The organism is Microvirga yunnanensis (assembly GCF_025460875.1).
In genome coordinates, this window is sequence record NZ_JAMXFI010000138.1 from 1 (window position 1) to 21,981 (window position 21,981).

The 21,981-nt window shown below is 66.1% G+C and carries 15 protein-coding genes, 1 tRNA gene and 1 pseudogene; 12 read left to right on the forward strand and 5 right to left on the reverse strand.

Going from position 1 to position 21,981, the window contains the following annotated elements; genetic code table 11:
• Both NF876_RS37215 and glmM read left to right on the forward strand, forming a co-directional pair.
• A pseudogene (locus NF876_RS37215) lies at positions 1-286 on the forward strand (ATP-dependent zinc metalloprotease FtsH); the annotation flags it as partial.
• Between the two features lie 224 nt (positions 287-510).
• On the forward strand, positions 511-1,866 hold the full coding sequence (glmM, locus tag NF876_RS37220) for a phosphoglucosamine mutase (RefSeq protein ID WP_262272986.1): 1,356 nt from the start codon (positions 511-513) through the stop codon (positions 1,864-1,866).
• A 204-nt stretch (positions 1,867-2,070) separates the two neighbouring features.
• Here glmM and NF876_RS37225 read toward each other — a convergent pair whose 3' ends face one another.
• Together NF876_RS37225 and NF876_RS37230 are read right to left on the reverse strand one after the other, a co-directional pair.
• Complete coding sequence (locus NF876_RS37225) at positions 2,071-5,232, reverse strand: efflux RND transporter permease subunit (protein ID WP_262272987.1); 3,162 nt, start codon at positions 5,230-5,232, stop codon at positions 2,071-2,073.
• A gap of 63 nt (positions 5,233-5,295) precedes the next feature.
• Complete coding sequence (locus NF876_RS37230; RefSeq protein WP_262272988.1) at positions 5,296-6,564, reverse strand: efflux RND transporter periplasmic adaptor subunit; 1,269 nt, start codon at positions 6,562-6,564, stop codon at positions 5,296-5,298.
• 247 nt (positions 6,565-6,811) lie between these two features.
• Between NF876_RS37230 and NF876_RS37235 the strand changes: the two genes are divergently transcribed.
• From NF876_RS37235 to purU, 3 genes are all read left to right on the forward strand, one after another.
• A complete protein-coding gene (locus NF876_RS37235) occupies positions 6,812-7,984 on the forward strand; it encodes a phosphoserine transaminase (RefSeq protein WP_262272989.1) in 1,173 nt (390 codons plus the stop codon).
• A 131-nt stretch (positions 7,985-8,115) separates the two neighbouring features.
• On the forward strand, positions 8,116-9,708 hold the full coding sequence (gene serA / locus NF876_RS37240) for a phosphoglycerate dehydrogenase (RefSeq protein ID WP_262272990.1): 1,593 nt from the start codon (positions 8,116-8,118) through the stop codon (positions 9,706-9,708).
• A gap of 10 nt (positions 9,709-9,718) precedes the next feature.
• Entirely contained in the window at positions 9,719-10,591 is an 873-nt protein-coding gene (gene purU / locus NF876_RS37245) for a formyltetrahydrofolate deformylase (RefSeq protein WP_262272991.1), read from the forward strand.
• 531 nt (positions 10,592-11,122) lie between these two features.
• Here the strand turns inward: purU and NF876_RS37250 are convergent.
• The gene (locus tag NF876_RS37250) at positions 11,123-12,028 is read right to left on the reverse strand and encodes a DMT family transporter (protein WP_262272992.1); all 906 of its coding nucleotides are present in this window, start codon (positions 12,026-12,028) and stop codon (positions 11,123-11,125) included.
• Positions 12,029-12,220: 192 nt separating this feature from the next.
• Between NF876_RS37250 and NF876_RS37255 the strand changes: the two genes are divergently transcribed.
• From NF876_RS37255 to NF876_RS37270, 4 genes are all read left to right on the forward strand, one after another.
• Positions 12,221-13,084 (forward strand): type 1 glutamine amidotransferase, encoded by an 864-nt coding sequence (locus tag NF876_RS37255; RefSeq protein WP_262272993.1) that lies wholly within the window; start codon positions 12,221-12,223, stop codon positions 13,082-13,084.
• Between the two features lie 127 nt (positions 13,085-13,211).
• Positions 13,212-14,165: a PepSY domain-containing protein gene (locus NF876_RS37260; RefSeq protein ID WP_262272994.1), complete on the forward strand. Its 954-nt coding sequence runs from the start codon at positions 13,212-13,214 to the stop codon at positions 14,163-14,165.
• A gap of 397 nt (positions 14,166-14,562) precedes the next feature.
• The gene (locus NF876_RS37265; protein WP_262272995.1) at positions 14,563-15,855 is read left to right on the forward strand and encodes an adenylosuccinate synthase; all 1,293 of its coding nucleotides are present in this window, start codon (positions 14,563-14,565) and stop codon (positions 15,853-15,855) included.
• Between the two features lie 34 nt (positions 15,856-15,889).
• Positions 15,890-17,077, forward strand: a complete 1,188-nt coding sequence (locus NF876_RS37270) for a histidine kinase (protein WP_262272996.1) — start codon at positions 15,890-15,892, stop codon at positions 17,075-17,077.
• Positions 17,078-17,150: 73 nt separating this feature from the next.
• Here NF876_RS37270 and rpoH read toward each other — a convergent pair whose 3' ends face one another.
• Entirely contained in the window at positions 17,151-18,041 is an 891-nt protein-coding gene (gene rpoH, locus NF876_RS37275; RefSeq protein WP_262272997.1) for an RNA polymerase sigma factor RpoH, read from the reverse strand.
• 188 nt (positions 18,042-18,229) lie between these two features.
• Positions 18,230-19,186 (reverse strand): RluA family pseudouridine synthase, encoded by a 957-nt coding sequence (locus NF876_RS37280; protein WP_262272998.1) that lies wholly within the window; start codon positions 19,184-19,186, stop codon positions 18,230-18,232.
• Positions 19,187-19,323: 137 nt separating this feature from the next.
• On the opposite strand from NF876_RS37280, the gene NF876_RS37285 reads away from it, so the two are divergent.
• The 3 genes from NF876_RS37285 (at position 19,324) to NF876_RS37295 (ending at position 21,164) form a co-directional block, all read left to right on the forward strand.
• A tRNA-Glu gene (locus NF876_RS37285) sits at positions 19,324-19,399 on the forward strand.
• Between the two features lie 378 nt (positions 19,400-19,777).
• A complete protein-coding gene (locus tag NF876_RS37290; RefSeq protein ID WP_262272999.1) occupies positions 19,778-20,845 on the forward strand; it encodes a hypothetical protein in 1,068 nt (355 codons plus the stop codon).
• Positions 20,846-20,954: 109 nt separating this feature from the next.
• Entirely contained in the window at positions 20,955-21,164 is a 210-nt protein-coding gene (locus tag NF876_RS37295) for a helix-turn-helix transcriptional regulator (RefSeq protein WP_262273000.1), read from the forward strand.
• Positions 21,165-21,981: the final 817 nt, after the last annotated feature.

Here is a 21,981-nt window from a genome sequence, read left to right on the forward strand (position 1 = left end):
CGCCCAGAAGATCGACTCGGAGGTCCGCCGCCTGGTCGAGGACGGGCTCAACGACGCCCGGCGCATCCTGACCGAGAAGGCGCACGAACTCGAGGCCCTGGCCCGCGGCCTGCTCGAGTACGAGACCTTGACCGGCGAGGAAATCCGCAACCTCCTCGACGGCCAGCCGCCGGTACGCGACACCGGGGAGCCCGTCTCGCCGAGCCGCGGCTCCGCCGTGCCCACCGCCGGCCGCGGCCGGCCGCGGGAGAGCGACGGCGGCATGGAGCCCCAGCCGCAGGCCTGAGGACCGTCGAAACCCTTCTCATCCAGAACGCCCGCCCCCGGCGGGCGTTCTTTTTTGTTTACCTCAAAGATCTAATACTCCGTAAGGACCAGGTTGAGACTTGTAACAATCGCTTATCACTTGTGATGGCGCGCATTGGCTCGGGTCCCTTGACCGAATTCGGGGAGGTTGCTTTGAAAAAGCCAAAGCGTGGATCAGCGCTACGGAACCAGGAGACAAAGCACGTGCGGAAATACTTCGGGACCGATGGCATTCGGGGCCGCGCCAACGGCATCATCACGCCGGATCTGGCCCTGCGGGTCGGGCAGGCGGCCGGCCTCATGTTCCAGCAGCGCGGCGATTACCGCCACCGGGTCGTGATCGGCAAGGACACGCGGCTCTCCGGCTACATGATCGAATCCGCCCTCCAGGCCGGCTTCACCTCGGTGGGCATGGACGTGCTGCTCCTGGGTCCGATCCCGACCCCGGCGGTCGCCATGCTGACGCGCTCCATGCGCTGCGACCTGGGCGTGATGATCTCGGCCTCCCACAACCCCTACGAGGATAACGGCATCAAGCTGTTCGGCCCGGACGGGTTCAAGCTCAGCGACGAGATCGAGCTTCAGATCGAGGCCTTGATCGATTCGGACCTGACCCGGCGGCTGGCCGGGTCGTCCACTCTCGGCCGCGCCAAGCGCATCGAGAGCGTCCAGGCCCGCTACATCGAGTTCGCCAAGCGGACCCTGCCGCGTCAGATCGACCTGGAGGGCATGCGGGTCGTGATCGATTGCGCCAACGGGGCCGGCTACAAGGTCGCCCCCGAGGCCCTATGGGAGCTCGGCGCCGAGGTGGTGTCCATCGGCGTGGAGCCGAACGGCTTCAACATCAACCACGACGTCGGCTCCACGGCTCCGGACGCCCTGATCCACAAGGTCCGCGAGCTCCGCGCCGACGTGGGCATCGCCCTCGACGGCGATGCGGACCGGGTGCTGATCGTCGACGAGAAAGGCCACAAGGTCGACGGCGACCAGCTCATGGGGGTCGTCGCCCGCTCCTGGAAGGAGGACGGCCGCCTGGCCCAGCCCGGCCTCGTGGCGACGATCATGTCCAATCTCGGCCTGGAGCGCTACCTGAACGGCCTGGGCCTGGGCCTCGTGCGCACCGCCGTGGGCGACCGCTACGTGCTCGAGCACATGCGCGCCCACGGGTACAATCTCGGCGGCGAGCAGTCGGGCCACATCATCATGTCCGACTACACCACCACGGGCGACGGCCTCGTGGCGGCCCTCCAGCTCCTGGCCGTGGTCAAGAGCCTGGGCAAGCCGGTCTCCGAGGTCTGCCACTGCTTCGAGCCGCTGCCGCAGGTGCTCAAGAACGTGCGCTACAAGGCCGGCAAGCCCCTGCAGGAGGCCTCGGTCATCCAGGCCATCGACGCCGGCCGCGAGACTCTCGGGCAGGCGGGCCGCCTCGTGATCCGCCCCTCCGGCACCGAGCCGGTCATCCGCGTGATGGGCGAGGGCGACAACGAGGATCTGGTCAACCGCGTGGTCGACGACGTGGTGGAAGCCGTCACCCAGGCGGCTTCCAGGGCCGCCGCGTAGGCAGGGCGCGACGTCCGTTCGGCGCTCGGAATCGAAAAAGCCCCGGCGAGAGGATCGCCGGGGCTTTCGTTTTGGGCACCCTTTCGTCATCACCGGCCTCGTGCCGGTGATCCCGAGTGGAAGAGCGCTGCGCTTCACAAAACCGTCATGGCCGGCACAAGGCCGGCCATGACGGGGATGGAGAGGCCTGTCCGTTGACGTCCGTCACTCCGCCGGGTGGGCGGGCGGCACGTCCTTCGTCCGGCCCGGCAGGTCGTCGCCATGCGCGACCTGGCCGGTCTGGGCGCGGAGCCGGTCGAGCATCTCGCTCACGTAGGTGGCAGGCTTGGTGAAGCCGCCGAGGAGCAGGTAGATCGAGGGCACCACCAGCATGGTGAGGATCGTCGAGACCGTGACGCCGCCGACGATCACCGACCCGATGGCGTTGCGCGCCTCGGCGCCGGCCCCGGTCGACCAGGCGAGCGGGATGGCGCCGCCGATCATGGCGATCGACGTCATCAGGATCGGCCGAAGGCGCAGCACCGAGGCCTCGACCACGGCATCGCGCACCGAATAGCCGCGCTCGCGCAGCTGGTTCGAGAACTCGACGATCAGGATGCCGTTCTTGGTCATGAGGCCGATGAGCAGGATCATGCCGATCTGGCTGTAGATGTTGAGCGTCTGTCCGGTCACGAACAGGGCGAGCAGGCCGCCCGTCACCGCGAGCGGCACGGTGAGCATGATGATGAACGGGTTGATCCAGCTCTCGAACTGGGCCGCCAGCACCAGGAACACCACCAGGAGCGCCATGGCGAAGGTCAGGTAGATCGCCCCGGTCGAGTCCAGGAAGTCCTTGGACTGGCCCGTATAGCCGATGCGCACCTCCGCCGGCAGGTTGTCGCGCACGATCTGCTGGAGGATCTCCAGGCCCTCGCCGATGGAGACGCCCGGCGCCAGGGAGGACTGGATCGTGATCGACCGCAGGCGGTCGAACCGGTTCAGGGCCTGCGGGGCGGCCGATTCCGTCAAGGACACGAAGGAGGAGAGCGGAACGAGCTCGCCGTTGGACGCCCGGATGAAGGTGTTGGTGAGGTCGTTGGGCGTCGCCCGGTCCTGGGCTCGGGCGCGCATGATCACCGGATACTCGTCGCCGCGGCTGACGAAGGTCGAGACCTCGGTCTCGCCGAACATCAGCTCCAGCGTGCGGCCGATATCCTCCACCGAGACGCCGAGATCGGCGGCGCGCTGCCGGTCGATCTGGACGCGGATGTCCGGCTGCGACTCGCGGTAGTTCGAGTCCATGTTGATGAACTTGCCCGTCTCCTGGGCCTTCTGCATGACGATGTCGCGCCAGCCGCGGATCGTCTCGTAGTCGGGGCCGCCGAGGACGAACTGGATCGGCTGGCCGAAGCCGCCGGCGCCGCCGAAGGCCGGCGGGTTGACCACCGACACCCGCGCGCCGGGGAAGTTCGACACCTTCGGGGTGATCTGGCGCACGATGTCCTGCTGGCTCTGGGTGCGGTTCTCCCAGTCGACGAGGCGCACGATCACGATGCCCTCGTTGACCGGGGAGGGGCGGGCGAAGCCCGGCGCCACCTGGCTCAGCATGGAGGCGACCAGCCCCTGCTCTTGGAGCGGCATGAGGGCCTTCTCGACCTCCTTCACCCGGTCGCGGGTATAGTCGAGGCTCGCGCCCTCCGGCGCCTGGAGCCGGACGATGATGGCGCCCCGATCCTCCGTGGGGGCGAACTCCTTCGGCAGGGACTGGAACAGGCCGTAGGCCGACAGGGACACCAGGAAGCCGATGAACAGGATGACGACCGGGACCCTCAGGGCGCGGGAGAGCAGCCAGCGGTAGCCGCCGTTCATCTTCTCGAAGAGCGGCTCGGTCATGCGCTGGATCCGGCCATGGGCCGGGACCATCAGCTTGGAGCACAGCATCGGCGTGAGCGTGCGGGCCACGACGCCCGAGAAGAAGATCGAGGCGGCGAGCGTGATGCCGAATTCGCGGAAGAGCTTGCCGGTATTGCCCGTCATGAAGGCGAGCGGCACGAACACGGCCATCAGGGTGGCCGTGGTGGCGATCACCGCGAAGCCGATCTCGCGGGCGCCGTCGAAGGAGGCGAGCAGCGGCGGCTGGCCTTCCTCGATGCGCCGGTGCACGTTCTCGATCTCCACGATCGCATCGTCCACCACGATGCCGATGGCGAGCACGATGGCGAGCAGCGTCAGCACGTTGATGGAAGCGCCGAAGAAGGCCATCACCATGAAGGCCGCGATGATCGAGACCGGGATCGCCACCATGGCCACGATGGTCGAGCGCCAGTCGCGCAGGAAGATCAGGATCACCAGGATCACGAGCGCGATGCCTTCCACGAGGGTGTGCAGCACGCCCTCGATGGAGGCTCGGATGAACTGGCTCTCGTCATAGGCGACTTCGGCCGTGGTGCCGGGCGGCAGCGAGGTCTTCAGCTCCTCCAGCTCCTTGCGCACCCCGTCGACCACGGACAGCGTATTCGCCGTCGACTGACGCACGACGCCCATGCCGATGGCGGTCTCGCCCGACTGGTAGAATTCGAACCGCGTGTCCTCGGGTCCGACCTCGACCTGGGCGACTTCGCCGAGCCTGACCAGATAGCCGTTCCTGTTGGTGACGATCACCTGCGAGAACTCTTCCGGCGTGGCGAGGCGCGAGTCGGTCTTGACGGTGAATTCGCGCTGGCTGGACTCGATCCGGCCGCCGGGAAGCTCCACGTTCTGGCGCTTGATCGCGGTCTCCAGATCCTGGACCGTGAGGCCGCGGGCCGCGAGGGCCGGCCGGTCGACCCAGATGCGCATGGCATAGCGCCGCTCGCCGCTCAGGTTGACGTTGGCGACGCCCGGCACGGTGGACAGGCGATCCACGTAGACCCGCTTGAGGAAGTCGCTGAGCTCGAGCGCATCGAGGGTCGTGGAGGTGACGCCCACCCACAGGATGGCCTGCGCATTGGCGTCGACCTTGCGCACCACGGGCGTGTCGGCCCCGTCCGGCAGGCGTCCGGACACGCGGGAGACGGCGTCGCGCACGTCGGAGGTGGCGGCTTCCGGATCTCGGGAGACCTCGAACTCGATGGACACGGACGACCGGTCGTTCTGGCTCTGCGAGGTGATCTGGCGGATTCCCTCGATGCCGGCAACCGCGCCCTCGATGATCTCCGTCACCCGGCTCTCGATCACCTCGTTCGAGGCGCCGCGATAGACCGTGGAGACCGACACGACGGGGCGGTCGGTCTGCGGATATTCGCGGACCGGCAGGTTCATGAGCGAGGCGAGGCCGCCCACGATCAGCAGGAGGCTCACCACGACGGCGAAGACGGGGCGGCGGATGAAGAGGTCTGAAACCTGCATGGCGGTTCGGCTCTGTAACCAGTCATTCAAACGAAAACCTCCCGCCGGGGCGGGAGAAGGGGATCACTTCCGCTCGGCCGCCTGGGCGGCCCCGATGGCCTGCGGGACGTTCAGTGAGGAGCGGGAGGGCTGCTCCCGGGTTGCCGCCGGGACGGGGCCGGCCGGCGCCCCCGACCCCACCGGACGGGCCACGACCTCGGCGCCGGGCCGCACGCGCTGGACGCCCAGCACCACGATGGTCTCGCCGGGCTTCAGCCCGTCCACCACCTCGACCTTGCCGCCCTGGCGCTGGCCGATGGTGATGACGCGGCGCTCCACCTTGCTGTCCTTGACGGGATAGACGATGTGGCGCAGGCCCTCGCTGACGACGGCCTCCTCGGGTACCACCACGGCATCGTCCTTGGTCGAGACCTCGAGGGCCACGGACAGGAACATGCCGGGCTTGAGCGCCTCGTCGGGATTGTCGAACTCGGCCGTCAGGCGCGCCGTGCGGGTCGTCTGGTCGACGCGGGGGTCGATGGTCGACACGCCGCCCTTGAAGGTGCGGCCCTTGTAGGCCGCCGAGGTGGCGTTGACCGTCTGGCCCGGCTTCAGGCGGCCGAGCAGGTTCTCCGGCACGGCGAAGTCGAGGCGCACCTTGGACAGGTCGTCCAGGGAGGTGATGCGGGTGCCCGGAGCCACATAGGCGCCGAGAGAGACCGAGCGGGTGCCGACGCGGCCGGCGAAGGGCGCCCGGATGATGAGATCCTCCAGGCGGGCCTCGGCGGCCTTGCGCTGGGCCCGGGCGGACGCGATGGAGCCTTCCAGGGACTTCATCTGGGCCGTCAGGTCGTCGACCTGGGCGCCAGTGCCGGCGCCCGTGCGGCTGAGCGCCTGGGCGCGCTCCAGCTTGATGGCGACCTCGTTGCGGAGCGCTTCGGCGCGGTTCGCCTCGGCGATGGCCTGCTCGATCTCGGCCCGGCGCTCGGCGGCGTCGAACTGGACCAGCATGTTGCCGGCCTTCACCTTCTGGCCTTCGTTGAAGCCGATTTCCCCGACGATGCCGGCCACCTTGGCGGTCACGGTGATCGATTCATAGGCCCGGACCGTACCGACGGATTCCCGCATCTCGACGATGCGGCCGGTCCTGACCGTATCCACGTCGACCGTCGCGGGGCCGGTCGGGCCGCCGCGCCCGCGTCCGCCCTGGGCGGCCTGCTGGCCTGCCGGTTGGCTCACATACGCGCCGATCACGGGCACATTGGCCAGATGGCCGCCCTTATAGGCGTACCAGCCGCCAAAGCCTGCTGCCCCCAGCACGGCAATGACAGCGAGTTGACCGGACACACGCATGCTCGCTCCTTACTCAGTCGTCGGCCTTTTCGGCATTTTTGGTCGCAGATGTCGGCTGTTATCCTAGCACAATATAGGCCGGGGGCTGCGAAGATAACGCAGCAAACACGATGTTTTGTATTACGATTTCGTAATCTGACCTTTTGCTTCGGCGACCTATGCCTTGACCGTCGCCCCCGGCTCCGTCATACCAATCGGCGGGACACCTCTCCCCACCGAGAGGCGCCCATCTGAAAGGATGGATCACATGACGAGCCTGCCCGCCGCGCGTCCGCGCGCGCCCTTCTTTTCATCCGGCCCCTGCGCGAAGCGCCCCGGATGGTCTCTCCAGAACCTCAAGACCGACAGCCTCGGCCGCTCGCACCGCGCCAAGCTCGGCAAGGCGCGCCTGAAGCTCGCCATCGACCTCACCCGCGAGGTGCTGGCGGTGCCGGCCGATTACCGCATCGGCATCGTGCCCGCCTCCGACACCGGCGCCGTGGAGATGGCCCTGTGGTCCATGCTGGGCGCCCGGCCCGTCGACATGCTGGCCTGGGAGAGCTTCGGCGAGGGCTGGGTCACGGACGTGGTCAAGCAGCTCAAGCTCGACGACGCCCGCGTGATCACCGCGCCCTACGGCGAGCTTCCCGACCTCGCGCAGGTCGATACCAGGACCCGCGACGTGGTCTTCACCTGGAACGGCACCACCTCGGGCGTGCGCGTGCCGAACGCCGACTGGATCGCGGCCGACCGCGAGGGCCTGACCATCTGCGACGCCACCTCGGCGGCCTTCGCGCAGAGGCTCGATTTCGCGAAGCTCGACGTGGTCACCTTCTCCTGGCAGAAGGTTCTGGGCGGCGAGGCGGCCCACGGCATGCTCATCCTGTCGCCCCGCGCGGTGGAGCGGCTCGAGACCTACAAGCCCGCCTGGCCGTTGCCGAAGATCTTCCGCATGACCAAGGGCGGCAAGCTCATCGAGGGCATCTTCGAGGGCGAGACCATCAACACCCCGTCCATGCTGGCCGTCGAGGACTACATCGACGCGCTCGAATGGGCGAAGTCGATCGGCGGCCTGAACGCCCTCGCGGCCAAGGCCGAGGCCAACGCCAAGGTCATTCATGACTGGGTGGCCAGGACCCCGTGGATCGCCAACCTGGCCAAGGTCCCGGCCACCGCGTCCAACACGAGCGTGTGCCTCGTGATCGCCGATCCCGACGTGGTGGCCAAAGGCCCGGAGGCCGTGGCGCAGGTGGCCAAGGGCATCACGGCGGCGCTCGAGAAGGAGAATGTGGCTCTCGACATCGGGGCCTACCGCGATGCGCCTCCCGGCCTGCGCATCTGGTGCGGGGCGACCGTCGAGCAGTCGGATCTCGAAGCCCTGACCCCCTGGCTCGACTGGGCCTTCGCGCAGGAAAAGGCGAAGCTCGCGAAAGCGGCTTGAGGCCTGACCTTCCACGACCGCCGTCCCCGGGCCCGGCCCGGGGATCTACGCCTTTCGAGGGCTGAGCTTGCGACACCGCCGGACGTGGATGGCCGGGGCAAGCCCGGCCATGACGCCATGAGGTTCATCCCATGCCCGCTCCCTGCGTACTTATTTCCGACGCGCTCTCTCCCGCCGCCGTGCAGATCTTCAAGGATCGCGGCGTCGACGTCGATTTCCAGCCCGATCTCGGCAAGGACAAGGAGAAGCTCGCCCAGATCATCGGCCAGTATGACGGCCTCGCCATCCGGTCCGCCACCAAGGTGACGGCGAAGATCCTCGAGCAGGCCAAGAACCTGAAGGTGATCGGCCGCGCCGGCATCGGGGTCGACAATGTCGAGATCCCGGCCGCCACGGCCAAGGGCATCATCGTCATGAACACGCCCTTCGGCAATTCCATCACCACGGCCGAGCATGCCATCGCCATGATGTTCGCGCTCGCCCGCCAGATCCCGCAGGCCGATGCCTCGACGCAAGCAGGCAAGTGGGAGAAGAACCGCTTCATGGGCGTCGAGCTCACCGGCAAGGTGCTCGGCGTGATCGGCTGCGGCAATATCGGGTCGATCGTAGCCGACCGCGCCATCGGGTTGCGCATGAAGGTGATCGCCTACGATCCCTTCCTGTCGCCGGAGCGCGCCCTCGAGCTCGGCGTCGAGAAGGTGGAGCTCGACGATCTGCTGCGCCGCGCCGACATCATCACCCTGCACGTGCCGATGACCGAGAAGACGAAGAACGTCCTGTCGGCGGAGAACATCGCCAAGACCCGGAAGGGCGTGCGCATCGTCAACTGCGCCCGCGGCGGTCTCGTCGACGAGGTCGCTTTGCGCGCAGCCCTCGAGTCCGGCCATGTGGCGGGCGCCGCGTTCGACGTGTTCGTCGAGGAGCCGGCAACCTCCAATCCGCTCTTCGGCCATCCCAACGTGGTCTGCACGCCGCATCTGGGCGCCGCCACCACGGAGGCGCAGGAGAACGTGGCCCTGCAGGTCGCCGAGCAGATGTCCGACTACCTGCTCCAGGGCGCGATCCAGAACGCCGTGAACTTCCCGTCGATCACCGCCGAGGAAGCCCCGCGCCTGAAGCCGTTCGTGGCGCTCGCCGACAAGCTCGGCTCCTTCCTCGGGCAGCTTACGGAAGCCCCGATCAAGGGCATCCGGATCGAATACGAGGGCGCCGTCGCGGAGATGAACACCCGCGCGCTGACCTCGGCGGCGGTGACCGGCGTGCTGCGTCCCTTCCTGCAGGACATCAACATGGTGTCGGCCCCGGTCGTGGCGCGTGAGCGCGGCATCACCGTGGAGGAGGTCAAGCGCGAGAGCGCGGCCCGCGACTACGAAAGCTTCGTGCGCATCATCGTCGATGCGGACGACATGCCGCGCCATGCGGGCGGCACCGTGTTCCAGGACGGCAAGCCCCGCGTGACCGAGATCCGCGACATCACGGTCGACGCGGAATTCGCGCCGAACATGATCTACGTTCGCAACGACGACAAGCCCGGCTTCATCGGGCGCTTCGGCACCTTGCTCGGCGAGTCCGGCGTGAACGTCGCCACCTTCGCGCTCGGCCGCGACAAGCCGGGCGGCGACGCCATCTGCTTCGTGTCCGTCGACCAGCCGGTCTCCGATGAGCTCCTGCGCCGGATCGAGGAGATCCCGCAGGTCAAGCGCGCCCGCGCGGTGCGGTTCTAAGGGGGGCGAGATGGCGTCCGTCCCGTCGCAGCGCTTCGTCCTGACGCTCGCCTGTGCGAACCGTCCCGGCATCGTGGCCGCCGTTGCGGGACATCTGTCGGACGCCGGTCTCAACATCCTCGACGCCCAGCAATACGACGACACGCAGACGGACCGGTTCTTCATGCGCGTCGTGTTCGATCCCGTCTCGGGAGAAAGCGACATCGAGGCCTTGAAGGGCGGTTTCGCGCCGCTCGCCGAACGCTTCGGCATGACCTGGACCCTGCGCGATCCGGGCGAGAAGCGGAAGGTCATGCTGCTGGTCTCGAAGTTCGACCATTGCCTGGCCGATCTGCTCTACCGCTGGCGCATCGGCGAGCTCGGCTTCGAGCCCGTCGGCGTCATCGCCAATCATCCGGCCGACACCTACAGCCATGTGGATCTGGGGAACGTCCCGTTCCACTGGCTTCCCGTCACCAAGGACACCAAGCTCGAGCAGGAAGCCCGGCTCTGGGAGATCATCCGCGACTCGAAGGCCGACCTCGTGGTGCTCGCACGCTACATGCAGGTGCTGTCGGACGGGCTCGCGGCGAAGCTCGCGGGGCGCTGCATCAACATCCACCACTCGTTCCTTCCCAGCTTCAAGGGCGCCAAGCCCTATCACCAGGCCCATGCCCGCGGCGTGAAGCTGATCGGCGCGACCGCGCATTATGTAACGTCCGATCTCGACGAGGGGCCGATCATCGCGCAGGACGTGGAGCCGATCACCCATCGCGATTCGGCGGAGGACCTCGTGCGCAAGGGGCGCGACATCGAACGGCGCGTGCTCGCGCGCGCCGTGCGCCACCATCTCGAGGACCGCATCCTGCTCAACGGCCGCAAGACGGTCGTGTTCGCGGATTAGAGCATTTTCCGGTGAAGTGGATCCGGCTCACCGTCAAGAAATGCGGCGAGAGCATCGGATGTGAAAAGTGGACCCAGGTTCGGGTCCGATGCTCCACTCTTGGCTGGCGCATCGTTCGGGATCCTGTCTTGATCGCTTGGCCGGATGGGCACCCCTTTGTCATCACCGGGCTTGTCCCACTCTCCACGTCATCACCGGACCACACACGCACCACGTCATCACCGGGCTTGTCCCGGTGATTCCGATACGAGAGGCGTCGCGCTCTTCCGATCGGGATGGCCGGCACAAGGCCGGCCATGACGTGGGGAGGGTGGCAGGAAGGGCGGAGGATGCCATGACGTGGGAGGGGGTTCGCACCGCCTCATACAACCCTCCACGTCATCACCGGGCTCGTGCCGGTGATCCCGCTTGTCTGGAACGCCGCACCTCACCGCATCGGGATGGCCGGCGAGAGGCGTGTGATGACCGGCCGGCCATGACGAGGAGGGCGTCATCCCCGGCGAGCCCAGCGAGGGAAGGCACGATTCTCCTCTACCGCCGCCGTTCCGCCAGCCAGATGCCGCCGAGCACCAGCGCCAGCCCGACCGCGTGATACGGGGCGAACGGCTCGCCGAGCAGGACCACCGCGAGGAGCGCGCCGAAGACCGGCACGAGATTGACGAAGAGGCCGGCCCGCGTGGGGCCGATCAGCTCCACGCCGCGGATGAAGAAGATCTGCGAGAGCAGGGACGGCAGAAGCGCGACGTAGAGCAGGATCAGCCAGCCCTTCGGGGTCGGAAACTGCGCCGTGCCCTGGATCATCTCCACGCCCACCAGCGGCAGGGAGCTGGCGAAGGCCACGAGGGCCATGGCGGCGAAGAACACGAGGCCCGGCATTGCCGGACGGTAGCGCAGGCCGAGCGTGTAGACGGAATAGAACACGCACGCGATCAGCATCCACAGGTCGCCGACATTGATCGCCAGCGCCTTCAGGATCTCCCAATCGGCCTTCACCGACACGGTGATCACGCCCGCCAGCGTCACGACCATGCCGACGATCTGCAACGGGATCACCCGGGCGCGGAAGACCGCGATCATGCCGATGAGCACGAAGACCGGGATCGAACCCTGGAAGATGGTGAGGTTGACCGCGCTGGTGTGGTGGGCGGCGGCGTAGAAGAGCGCGTTGAAGGCGGTGAAGCCGAAGACGCCCATGGCCAGGGTGAAGAGCCAGCGCGCCCGGAACTTCGCCCGCTCGGCCACGAGCTGGCGCCCGACGAGCGGCAGCAGGATCGCCACCACGACCACCCAGCGCAGGCAGGTGAGCACCATGGGCGAGACCTGCCCGATGGCGAGACGGCCGGCGATCCCGTTGCCGGCCCACATGAGGGTGGTCAGGACCAGCAGCACGTAGGCCTGTCCCCACAGCCCGTGCCGGAGCGAATGCAGAAGTTTCATCGGAGGCCGGACCTCTCTGACGCCTCGGGCGCAGAAGTGGCTCCACTTCCGCGCCTCCCACGATGCGCTGACTCCATGAAGATCGTACCGGATCGACCCCAAGAGCGGATTCGACTTTCGGGTCCGATACGATTGCCCTTGCCGCCGCGCGCCGTTCGGCTAAACCGGCACGACGAGGAGCGGGTGACACGCATGGCCTTACGGTTTCTGGTGGTCGAGGGCAATACGCGGGGTGCAAGGCAGGCCCACAGGCAAGCCTATGGACTCACGCTGTCGGAATCCTATGCGGAGGTGATTCAGGGCATCGACCGGGAGGCCGTCTGCGACATCGCGTTCCCGACGGACGAAGGCGCGAACCTGCCGGATGCGGCCGGGCTCGAATCCTATGACGGCATCGTGCTCACGGGCTCGCATCTGAACATCTATGACCGCACCCCCGAGATCCTGCGCCAGATCGACCTGATGCGGGCGGTCTACGCCTCCCGCACCCCGTCCTTCGGCTCCTGCTGGGGCTTGCAGGTTGCGGCCGTCGCGGCGGCCGGGGACGTGCGGCCCAACCCGCTCGGCCGCGAGGTGGGCGTCGCCCGAAGGATCACCCGCACCGAGGCCGGCCAGGGCCATCCGATGCTCGAAGGCCGCCCCCCGGCCTTCGACGCGCCGGCGATCCACCTCGACATGGTGACGGCCCTGCCGAGCGACTGCACGGTGCTCGCCGGCAATGCGGTCTCGCCGGTGCAGGCCGCCGAGATCCGCCAGGACGGCGGCGTGTTCTGGGGCGTGCAGTATCACCCCGAATTCTCTCTGGGTGAGCTCGCCGCCATCCTGAGCCGCCGGACGGACATCCTCGTGGCGGAGGGCTTCTGCCGCACGACCGAGGACGCCGTCGCCTATACGCGGGATTTGGCGGCCCTCGACCGGGACCCGACCCGCTTCGATCTCGCGTGGCGGCACGGCATCGACGGGGAGGTGCTCGAGCCCGGGCGCCGCACCCGCGAGATCCGCAACTTCATCGAGCACCGGGTGAAGCCGGCGAAGAGCGTCCGGGGGCGGGCCTGAAAAGGCGACCTTGCGCTTTCCTGTATCCGCCGCCGTCCAGGCAACATGACTGAACTTTAACTTGAGCTCCCGAGAGCCCGTCGCGATCATGGGTTGATCGTTCACCTCGGGTCAGGAAGTTCGGCCGATGGGCAAGGCTCTGTTGCTGCGACTGCACCGATGGGTGGCTCTGGCCTTCGCATTGCCGCTCCTCGCCGTCATCCTCACGGGCGTGATCCTGTCCTTCGAGCCCATCGCGGTTCAGCAGACCATCAGGCCGGGCTCGGTCACGGTCCAGACCGTGGAGGGGCTGCTCCAGCGCTACGATCCGCAGGGAGCCGCCCGCACGCTCTTCCTCCGTCCGAGCGAGAACACGCTTGCGATCGGCCGGGGGCAGGGCGGTGGTGCGGTCACGGTCGATCTGGCGACGGGCGAGCCGGTGACCCGTGATGCCACGACGGTGTCCGACATCTTCGGAACGGCCCGACAGATTCATGAGCGGTTGCTCCTGCGGGCCGGCTGGCTGGTGACGGCCTCGACGATCGCGATGCTGTCCCTCGTCGTCCTCGGGGTCCTGATGGGATGGCCGAGGCTGCGCAACACGCTGCCCGGCTGGCACAAGGGGGCGGCCTGGTTCCTGTTGCCGCTGGTGGTTCTCAGCCCGTTGACCGGCCTGCTCCTGGCGCTCGGCATCTCCTTCACGCCGGACCCTCGCACGCCGGACCCTCGCACGCCCAGCCCTCGGGCGGCCGACGCATCCGGCTCTCCTCTGACGCTCGCGGAGGCCGTGCAGGTGCTGGCCGTCGAACACGACCTGTCGTCGCTCAGCTGGATCCGGCCCCTGGGCCGCACCCTCGCGGCGCGCGTGGCCGAAGACGGCGAGATGAGGACCTATGCGCTGACGCGGGAGGGTGCGGTGCCCATGGCCAGGAACTGGCCCCGTCTCATCCACGAGGGCACCTGGGGCGGCCTCGCGCTCGCCGTCCTGAACCTCGTCACGTCGGTCGCGCTGCTCGGCCTGCTGATCACCGGGATCTGGATCTGGGCCCGCCGCAGGCTGCGTCGCGCCTCGGGACGCCAGCGCCTCGCGAAGGCAGCGTGACCCCGGGCGGCCGCTATCCCGCTCCCGCAACGACACCCTCCTTCGTCATGGCCGGGCTTGTCCCGGCCATCCCGATCCGAAAAGCGCCGCGCCTCTCAGAAGCAGGATCATCGGGACAAGCCCGGTGATGACGTGAGAGGGCGACCATCGGAGTGGCGCGACCTTTCCCACGCCATGGCCGGCACACGCTCTGCGACGGGAAGGGGAGCTACTCTGGTCCTTGCAGCGATCGCGGCTCGATGCAAAATCATATTCCCGCCGCGCAAGGCGCTTATGATGGCGGGATCGAGGCGCATTCCGCCTTGACCTGAGGCGCGCGATCCACCATGAGGGTTTGCAAGGTTTTTGACCCAACCCTGGCCTTGCGCCGGGGTTTTTTTGTGTGAGGCATTGAGCGATGGCGAACGTGGTTGTCGTGGGCGCCCAGTGGGGCGACGAAGGCAAGGGCAAGATCGTCGACTGGCTGTCCGAACAGGCGGACGTGGTCGTGCGGTTCCAGGGCGGGCACAATGCCGGCCATACCCTCGTGATCGGCGACAAGGTGTACAAGCTCTCGCTGCTGCCCTCCGGCGTCGTGCGCCCGGGCAAGCTTTCCGTCATCGGCAACGGCGTGGTGCTCGATCCGCATGCGCTCGCCGGAGAGGTTGAGCGTCTCGCCGAGCAGGGCGTCTCGATCAGTCGCGAGACCCTGCGCGTGGCCGAGAACGCCACGCTGATCCTCTCCATCCACCGCGAGCTCGACGCCCTGCGCGAAAGCGGCAGCGCCGGCACGAAGATCGGCACCACCAAGCGCGGCATCGGCCCGGCCTACGAGGACAAGGTCGGCCGCCGCGCCATCCGCCTCATGGACCTCGCCGATCTCTCGGCCCTGCCCGAGAAGATCGAGCGGCTGCTTGCCCACCACAACGCCCTTCGGCGCGGCTTCGGCCTCGACGAGTTCGAGCCGAAGGCGATCTACGAGGAGCTGGCCTCGGTGGCCCCGAAGGTGCTGCCCTACATGGACGCCGTGTGGCGCCTGCTCGACGAGGAGCGGCGGGCCGGCAAGCGCATTCTGTTCGAGGGCGCTCAGGGCGCGCTGCTCGACGTGGATCACGGCACCTATCCCTTCGTCACGTCGTCCAACACGGTGGCCGGGCAGGCGGCGACCGGCTCCGGCCTCGGCCCGGGCGGCGTCGGCTACGTGCTCGGCATCGCCAAGGCCTACACGACCCGCGTCGGCGAGGGACCTTTCCCGACCGAGCTGTTCGACGAGACCGGCGAGCTGATCGGCCAGAAGGGCAAGGAATTCGGCGTGGTGACGGGACGCAAGCGCCGGTGCGGCTGGTTCGATGCCACCCTGGTGCGCCAGACGGTGCGCACCTCGGGCATCGACGGGATCGCGCTCACCAAGCTCGACATCCTCGACGGCTTCGAGACGATCAAGATTGGCGTCGGCTACAGGCTCGACGGCGAGACCATCGACTACTTCCCGGCGAGCCAGGGCGCCCAGGCCCGCGTGGAGCCCATCTACGAGGAGATCGAGGGCTGGAGCGGTTCGACCGCAGGGGCACGCTCCTGGGCTGACCTTCCGGCACAGGCCATCAAGTATGTGCGCCGCGTGGAGGAACTGATCGGGGCGCCCGTCGCGGTGCTCTCCACCTCGCCGGAGCGTGACGACACAATCCTCATGAAGAACCCCTTTGAGGGTTGACGACGGAGCCACGGCGGGTCATTCCCAGAGAGAAATGGCAGATTATTACCCTCTCATCGCACGAGCCGTCGAAGGCTTGCCCGACCAGACGCCCGACAAGCGGCGCGCCGTCTACGAGCGCGCCCGCACGGCTCTGATCGCACAGCTGCGTTCGCTCAATCCGCCTCTCAGCGAGCCGGAGATCCAGCAGGAGGGCCGCTCTCTCGACGAGGCGATCGACCGGGTCGAGGCGGATTATGCCGCACCTGCCGCAGGGTTCGATCCCGATCCCTTCCCGCCTGCGCCCGCCCGCGATCGTACCCCGCCCGAGGAGGCTCGGAGCCCAGGTTCCGTCCACGGCCTGCGGGCTCCCGCCCCTCAGGTGACTGCCGACGACGAGGCCGCGGAGTCCTATGCGGAGCCGGCGGTGGCCCGTCCCAAGATCGACAGCCGCCCTCATCCGGCCATGCAGGGAAAGGGACGGCGCCGGACCATCATCTTCGGGTCCGTGCTCGCTCTCGTGATCGCGGCCATCGCGGCCTTCGCGTTCCTGTGGCGCGACAAGCCCGAGGATCTCGCGCCCGAAACCCCGGTCGCGGCAGCGCCCCAGCCGGCCCCGGCCGATTCCAAGATCAACGAGCGGGTCGGCGGACAGGCTCCTCCCACGACCGCTCCCGCCTCGGCGCCCCGCCAGGAGACCGGGGTGGTGCAGCGCGCAGTCTTCTACGAGGAGGATCCGGCCAATCCGCAGACGCCCAAGGCGCAGGTCGGACGCGTCACATGGCGTCTCGAGGACGTGAATCCCGGCCAGGGGCAGCCGCTCGAGAAAGCGGTCAGCGCCCTGATCGAGGTGCCCGAGGCCGGGTTGACGATGCGCATGGTCTTGAGGCGCAACCTCGACGCGACGCTCCCCGCCTCCCATACGGTCGAACTCACCTTCACGACCCGCGAAGGCGACGTGAATCGGGTCATCCGGGATGTCGGGTTGCTCCAGTTCAAGGATGAGGAAGCCGCGCGCGGGACCCCGGTCGCCGGGCTGCCGGTGCCGGTGCGCGAGAACCTGTTCCTGATCGGGCTGTCCAACCTGCAGGTTGACGTGGCGCGCAACACCCAGCTGTTCGTCCGCCGCAACTGGATCGACCTGCCGGTCCGGATGGTGTCCGGCCAGCGCGCGATCCTGAGCTTCGAGAAGGGCGGCTCGGGCGGCCAGATCCTCAACGACGCCTTCAACCAATGGCAGTAGGGCGACCCTGCGCCTGACAGCAAAAAAGCCGCGCTCGGTGCGCGGCTTTTTCATGGTCCCGGCGCCGGCCGGCTCAGGCCTCGGCCGACGAGGTCTCGATCTGCGTCAGGTTCTTCTTGACCGCTTCCTGGATCTTCTCGAAGGCCCGGACCTCGATCTGGCGGACGCGCTCGCGGGAGACGCCGAACTCGGTGGAAAGCTCCTCCAGGGTGATCGGATCGTCCGACAGGCGGCGCGCTTCGAAGATGCGGCGCTCGCGCGGGTTGAGCACGGAGAGCGCCGACCGCAGGGCCGCGAGCCTGTTCTGGCCTTCCTCCTCCTCGACGAGCACCTGTTCCTGGCTCTGGTTGGTGTCGACGAGCCAATCCTGCCATTCGCCGCCGCCTTCACCCTCGTCGCGCAGGGGGGCGTTGAGGGAGGCGTCGCCGCCGAGGCGGCGGTTCATGTCGACCACATCCTGCTCGGTCACCCCGAGCTGGGTTGCGATCTGCTTGACGTTTTCGGGGCGAAGATCGCCTTCCTCGAATGCGGAGATCCGGCCCTTCGCCTTGCGCAGGTTGAAGAACAGTTTCTTCTGGTTCGCCGTGGTGCCCATCTTCACGAGGGACCAGGAACGCAGGATGTATTCTTGAATCGCCGCCTTGATCCACCACATGGCATATGTGGCGAGGCGGAAGCCCTTGTCGGGCTCGAAGCGTTTGACGGCCTGCATCAGACCGACATTGCCTTCCGACACGACCTCGCCGATCGGCAGGCCGTAGCCGCGATAGCCCATGGCGATCTTGGCGACCAGGCGCAGGTGGGACGTCACGAGCTTATGGGCCGCTTCGCGATCTCCATGCTCGCGCCAGCGCTTGGCGAGCATGTATTCCTCATGCGGCTCGAGCATGGGGAAGCGACGGATTTCGTCGAGATAGCGCGAAAGGCCCCCTTCATTGGCAAGCACCGGAAGCGCTGCAGCCATGTCTTCTCCTCCTTTGGCTCCCTCACCATGAGGCAAGCCTGGGGCGGCCCCCCTCCGAGGCCGGCCGCCCTAACCCCCTATATAAGCGGTTCAACGTTGTCCGAATAGAGGCATCAGGCTTCAAGACGTGGTGAACGCTCCAGACTCGCAAGGGTGCCAGCGTGACGTCATTTTGCGACCGATTGACGCTAAATTTCAGCCTGTAGCGCCTCCAGAAGCGCGGCCATGTCCGGGGGAAGCGGGCTCTCGAAGCGGAGGAATTCGCCGCTGCGCGGGTGTTCGAACCCGAGGATTGCGGCATGAAGGGCCTGCCGGTTCAGGGCATCGAGCGCCTCTCTCTGCGTTTCGGAGAGCCGGTTCGCCTTGGTCTTGAAGCCGGACCCGTAGGTGGCATCCCCCAGAAGCGGATGGCCGAGATGGGCCATGTGGACCCGGATCTGATGCGTGCGCCCCGTCTCCAGTTCGCAGCGGACCAGGCTCGCGAGAGGCTGGGCCGGCGGCAGAGCCTCCAGCACCTCGTAATGGGTGATCGCATAACGGCCGCGGTCTTCCCCCACCACGACGATCTTCTCGCGGTTATGGGTGCTGCGGGCGAGCGGCGCGTCGACGGTTCCTCGCCGCCGCTCGGGCACGCCCCAGAGGATCGCCAGATAGGCCCGCTCCAAGGGTCCCGTGCGGCCGTGATCGGCGAACTGCGCCGCCAGCGCCTGGTGGGCGAGGTCGTTCTTGGCGACCACCAGCAGGCCCGACGTGTCCTTGTCGAGGCGATGGACGATCCCGGGGCGCTTCACGCCACCGATCCCCGAGAGACTCTCGCCGCAATGGGCGATGAGGGCATTCACCAGGGTGCCGGAATCGTGCCCGGCGGCCGGATGCACGACGAGCCCGGAGGGCTTGTCGATGACGATCAGGTCGTCGTCCTCGTAGACGATCGTGAGGTCGATCGCCTCGCCGGCAGGCTCGGCCGGAACGGGCGGCGGCACGGTCAGGGTGATCCGGGCGCCGCCAGCAACCTTCCGGTTCGGATCTAGGGCCGGCACGTCGTCGATAGCGACCTGACCGTCCCGAATGAGAGCCTGAACGCGGCTTCGCGACAGATCCGCCTGCAGGCGTGTCAGCACGCGGTCGAGCCGATCTGCCGTCATGTCGGGTTCCAGAAGCCATTCCTGTCGCGTTACGCCGTCCACCGCATCCTCATTTGATCTGAGCCGTTCGCTTTTTTCAGCAAAAGGGCTTGAAGGGATTCAGAAGGGTGGTTATACGAGCGGCCTCAACCTTGCTAGCTCCCTTCGTCTAGCGGTCTAGGACGTCGCCCTCTCACGGCGAAAACAGGGGTTCGAGTCCCCTAGGGAGCGCCACAAAATCAAGCACTTAGCTCGCTCGATGGTGGCCCAGGTCGTGAAATATTCGTGAAATATCTCTCCTCGGACATTGACGGACTGTAAGGAACGGCCCTGGCCGTTGGGCCGCCAATCCGCCCAGCCGCTTGGTATCCCTCCCGCTGATCGATTTGCACATCGGATCGGCACGCACGCTTCCTGTCGCAAATCAGAAGGTGTTCTAGACCCCAGGCTGGTCTACGAGCGCGCTCAATGCTGAGCTCGTTTGGGCGCCCGCTTCAACCAATTGTGGAGAACAAATTGGAAGCAAGCCGTTAGAACGTCAGTTGGCTGGAATGCCGCCTCTCATGCGTACATACTGCTTCATCGTATCGTTGCGCGTGATTGAGGGGCATCATGCCGAAGCTCAGAGGCATTACCAGCAAGATTAGATTTCTGGTCAGTCGAAAATTCAGTGACTGGGAGGAAACAATTGAGGGCTACGAGGAGGCGCGCCGTGCATCGGACCGGAGGTTATACGAAAAGGGCGCGGAGGAAATTTACAAATACATTGATGGCCTGAATGCCCTTCCGGATCACATTCTTGAACTGTTCTACCATGAGGAACTCAGGAAAGTTGATTCTGAAACCCGCTCGTCTATTGAGGCCAAAGAGCTGTTTTTGAACTGTGAGGATGATAGCGGCAAGGCAGATTTCAAGCATTGGATGATTGCTGCACCTTGGACGGCGGAAGAAGCGGCCTGTTTGAGTCTGGGGCGCGATCCCCGCATTGTTGAAGCGAGGCGGGTGATGAATCGCCCGCGCAGCAAGTTTAAGACAGAACTCCGTGAGCGTCGCTTCTTGGTAGAACGTGCACTACTGACTGGAGCGTTCGGGCATCAAGAGACAGAGGCGACGAAGCTTATCAGGCCAGAAGCGTTACTAACGTGGCTGAAGCGCAATGGTCTCCAACCCGATAAGGCATTCGAAGACATTCTGGCCGCCCATGCAGCCTCGTCATCTCCTGGGAGCGACAGAGCAGCGATCGATGCCGACCGCCAGGCTCTGTTGGACCAAGTCAGAACTCTTGAGCAGGAGCTATCAAGCAAACGCAAGGAAGTTGAGGATCTCCTCGCGATCAACGGGTTCGATCCAAGGTCGAAGCGTAGCTACCTCAAACTGATTTTGGCCATGGCTATGCACAGATATCGCTATCGTCCGGGGGCGTCTTCCTCGGTGGACCTGACACCAATTTATAGGGCGGTGAGCGACACGACGATCAAAATCAGCGACAAGACCATTAGAACATTCCTGCTGGAAGCCTCTCACCACGTAGGGGCTCAAATGGTTCTCGACCTCAGCGAAAGCATTGTTGGGTCCGCCCTAGAGAAAAATGGGTTCACTATCAACTCCACTGACCTTCGATACGAGTTATCAAAGGTCGCGAATGCCATGGTGCAGGAGATGCATCTCCCGGCGGAGTAGGAAATAGCGGTTCCCGAGCGCTCTTTCCTATTTCCTGACGCTGCTTCCCCACAGACCTCCAGGTTCGTCCTAGAACACCTCAGTCACCCCAACGACGGAGGACAATGCCGTGACGAAAACAAACACTCTCCCTGATACGGGTTTCCTACGACTCGGACAAATCGTCGGGCCTAACGGAATTTTCCCGGTCAGCCGCAGTGCCTGGTATGCTGGAATTCAAGACGGCCGATACCCTAAGCCCGTCAAACTATCTCCCCGTGTCTCCGGGTGGCGCGCGGAGGATATCCGGACTCTCATTGAAAAGACCGGATCCCGGTAGTCTCGGCTGATCCTTGCGGGCTTGAGTGGCCTGTAGCGCTGATTGGCTGAGCCACTTAGGCCGCTTGTCTGGCTGACTCTGAGCAGCCACGCACCCCTAACAAAGACGAGGTTAGTCATGGACCATCGATTTGGGCCAGTGAGCGATGCTTGCCTGTTTCAGAGCCGAAGACATTGCCGACTAGAAAGATCAAGAGGCAAGGGGTTGAGACTGGCAGAGACCAGGACATCCAATAGGCACGTCAGTGGGAATGGGCAGGCCTCAAAATGGGCCGCTGTCCTGACCCGGTGGAACTGGGGCCGCGCATCACGTGCTGGGGCGTTGAGGACATTCACTCGCTCATGCAGCGCGAGACCGAAAACCAGGGGCTTTCGGAGGGGGCTGTGGCCAGCAAGCCTTACTTGCTTGAAACACACTATTTCTCACTACAGTCCCTCTCTACCCATCGAACTACCCCTCTAGACGGCAGGAACGCTGTTCTCGGCGTTTTGACCCCCCCCTTTGTATCAGCCTCTTGAGGTTGCCTGGGTTCTTCGTGAGGTGATCTATGCGAAATCGTGAAACTTGGTGGCAGTACTGCCGCAATGAACGGGAGCTTGAAACCCGCTTCTGGGACGGTGTTAGTGCCCCATCTCGTCGGGGCCGATATCGAGCTCTAGAGCAGGAAGCACGCCCTTCTGAGGCTAAATAGTCGTCTGTGAAGAATCCCGATCCCATTGGAACGATTGGGATATTGGTCGTCTCGCCAGCTTCGGATTTGCAGGATTGCGGGGCGACAGCGGTGGATTTCCTGCGTTTTCCGTTGCCGCTCCGGCCC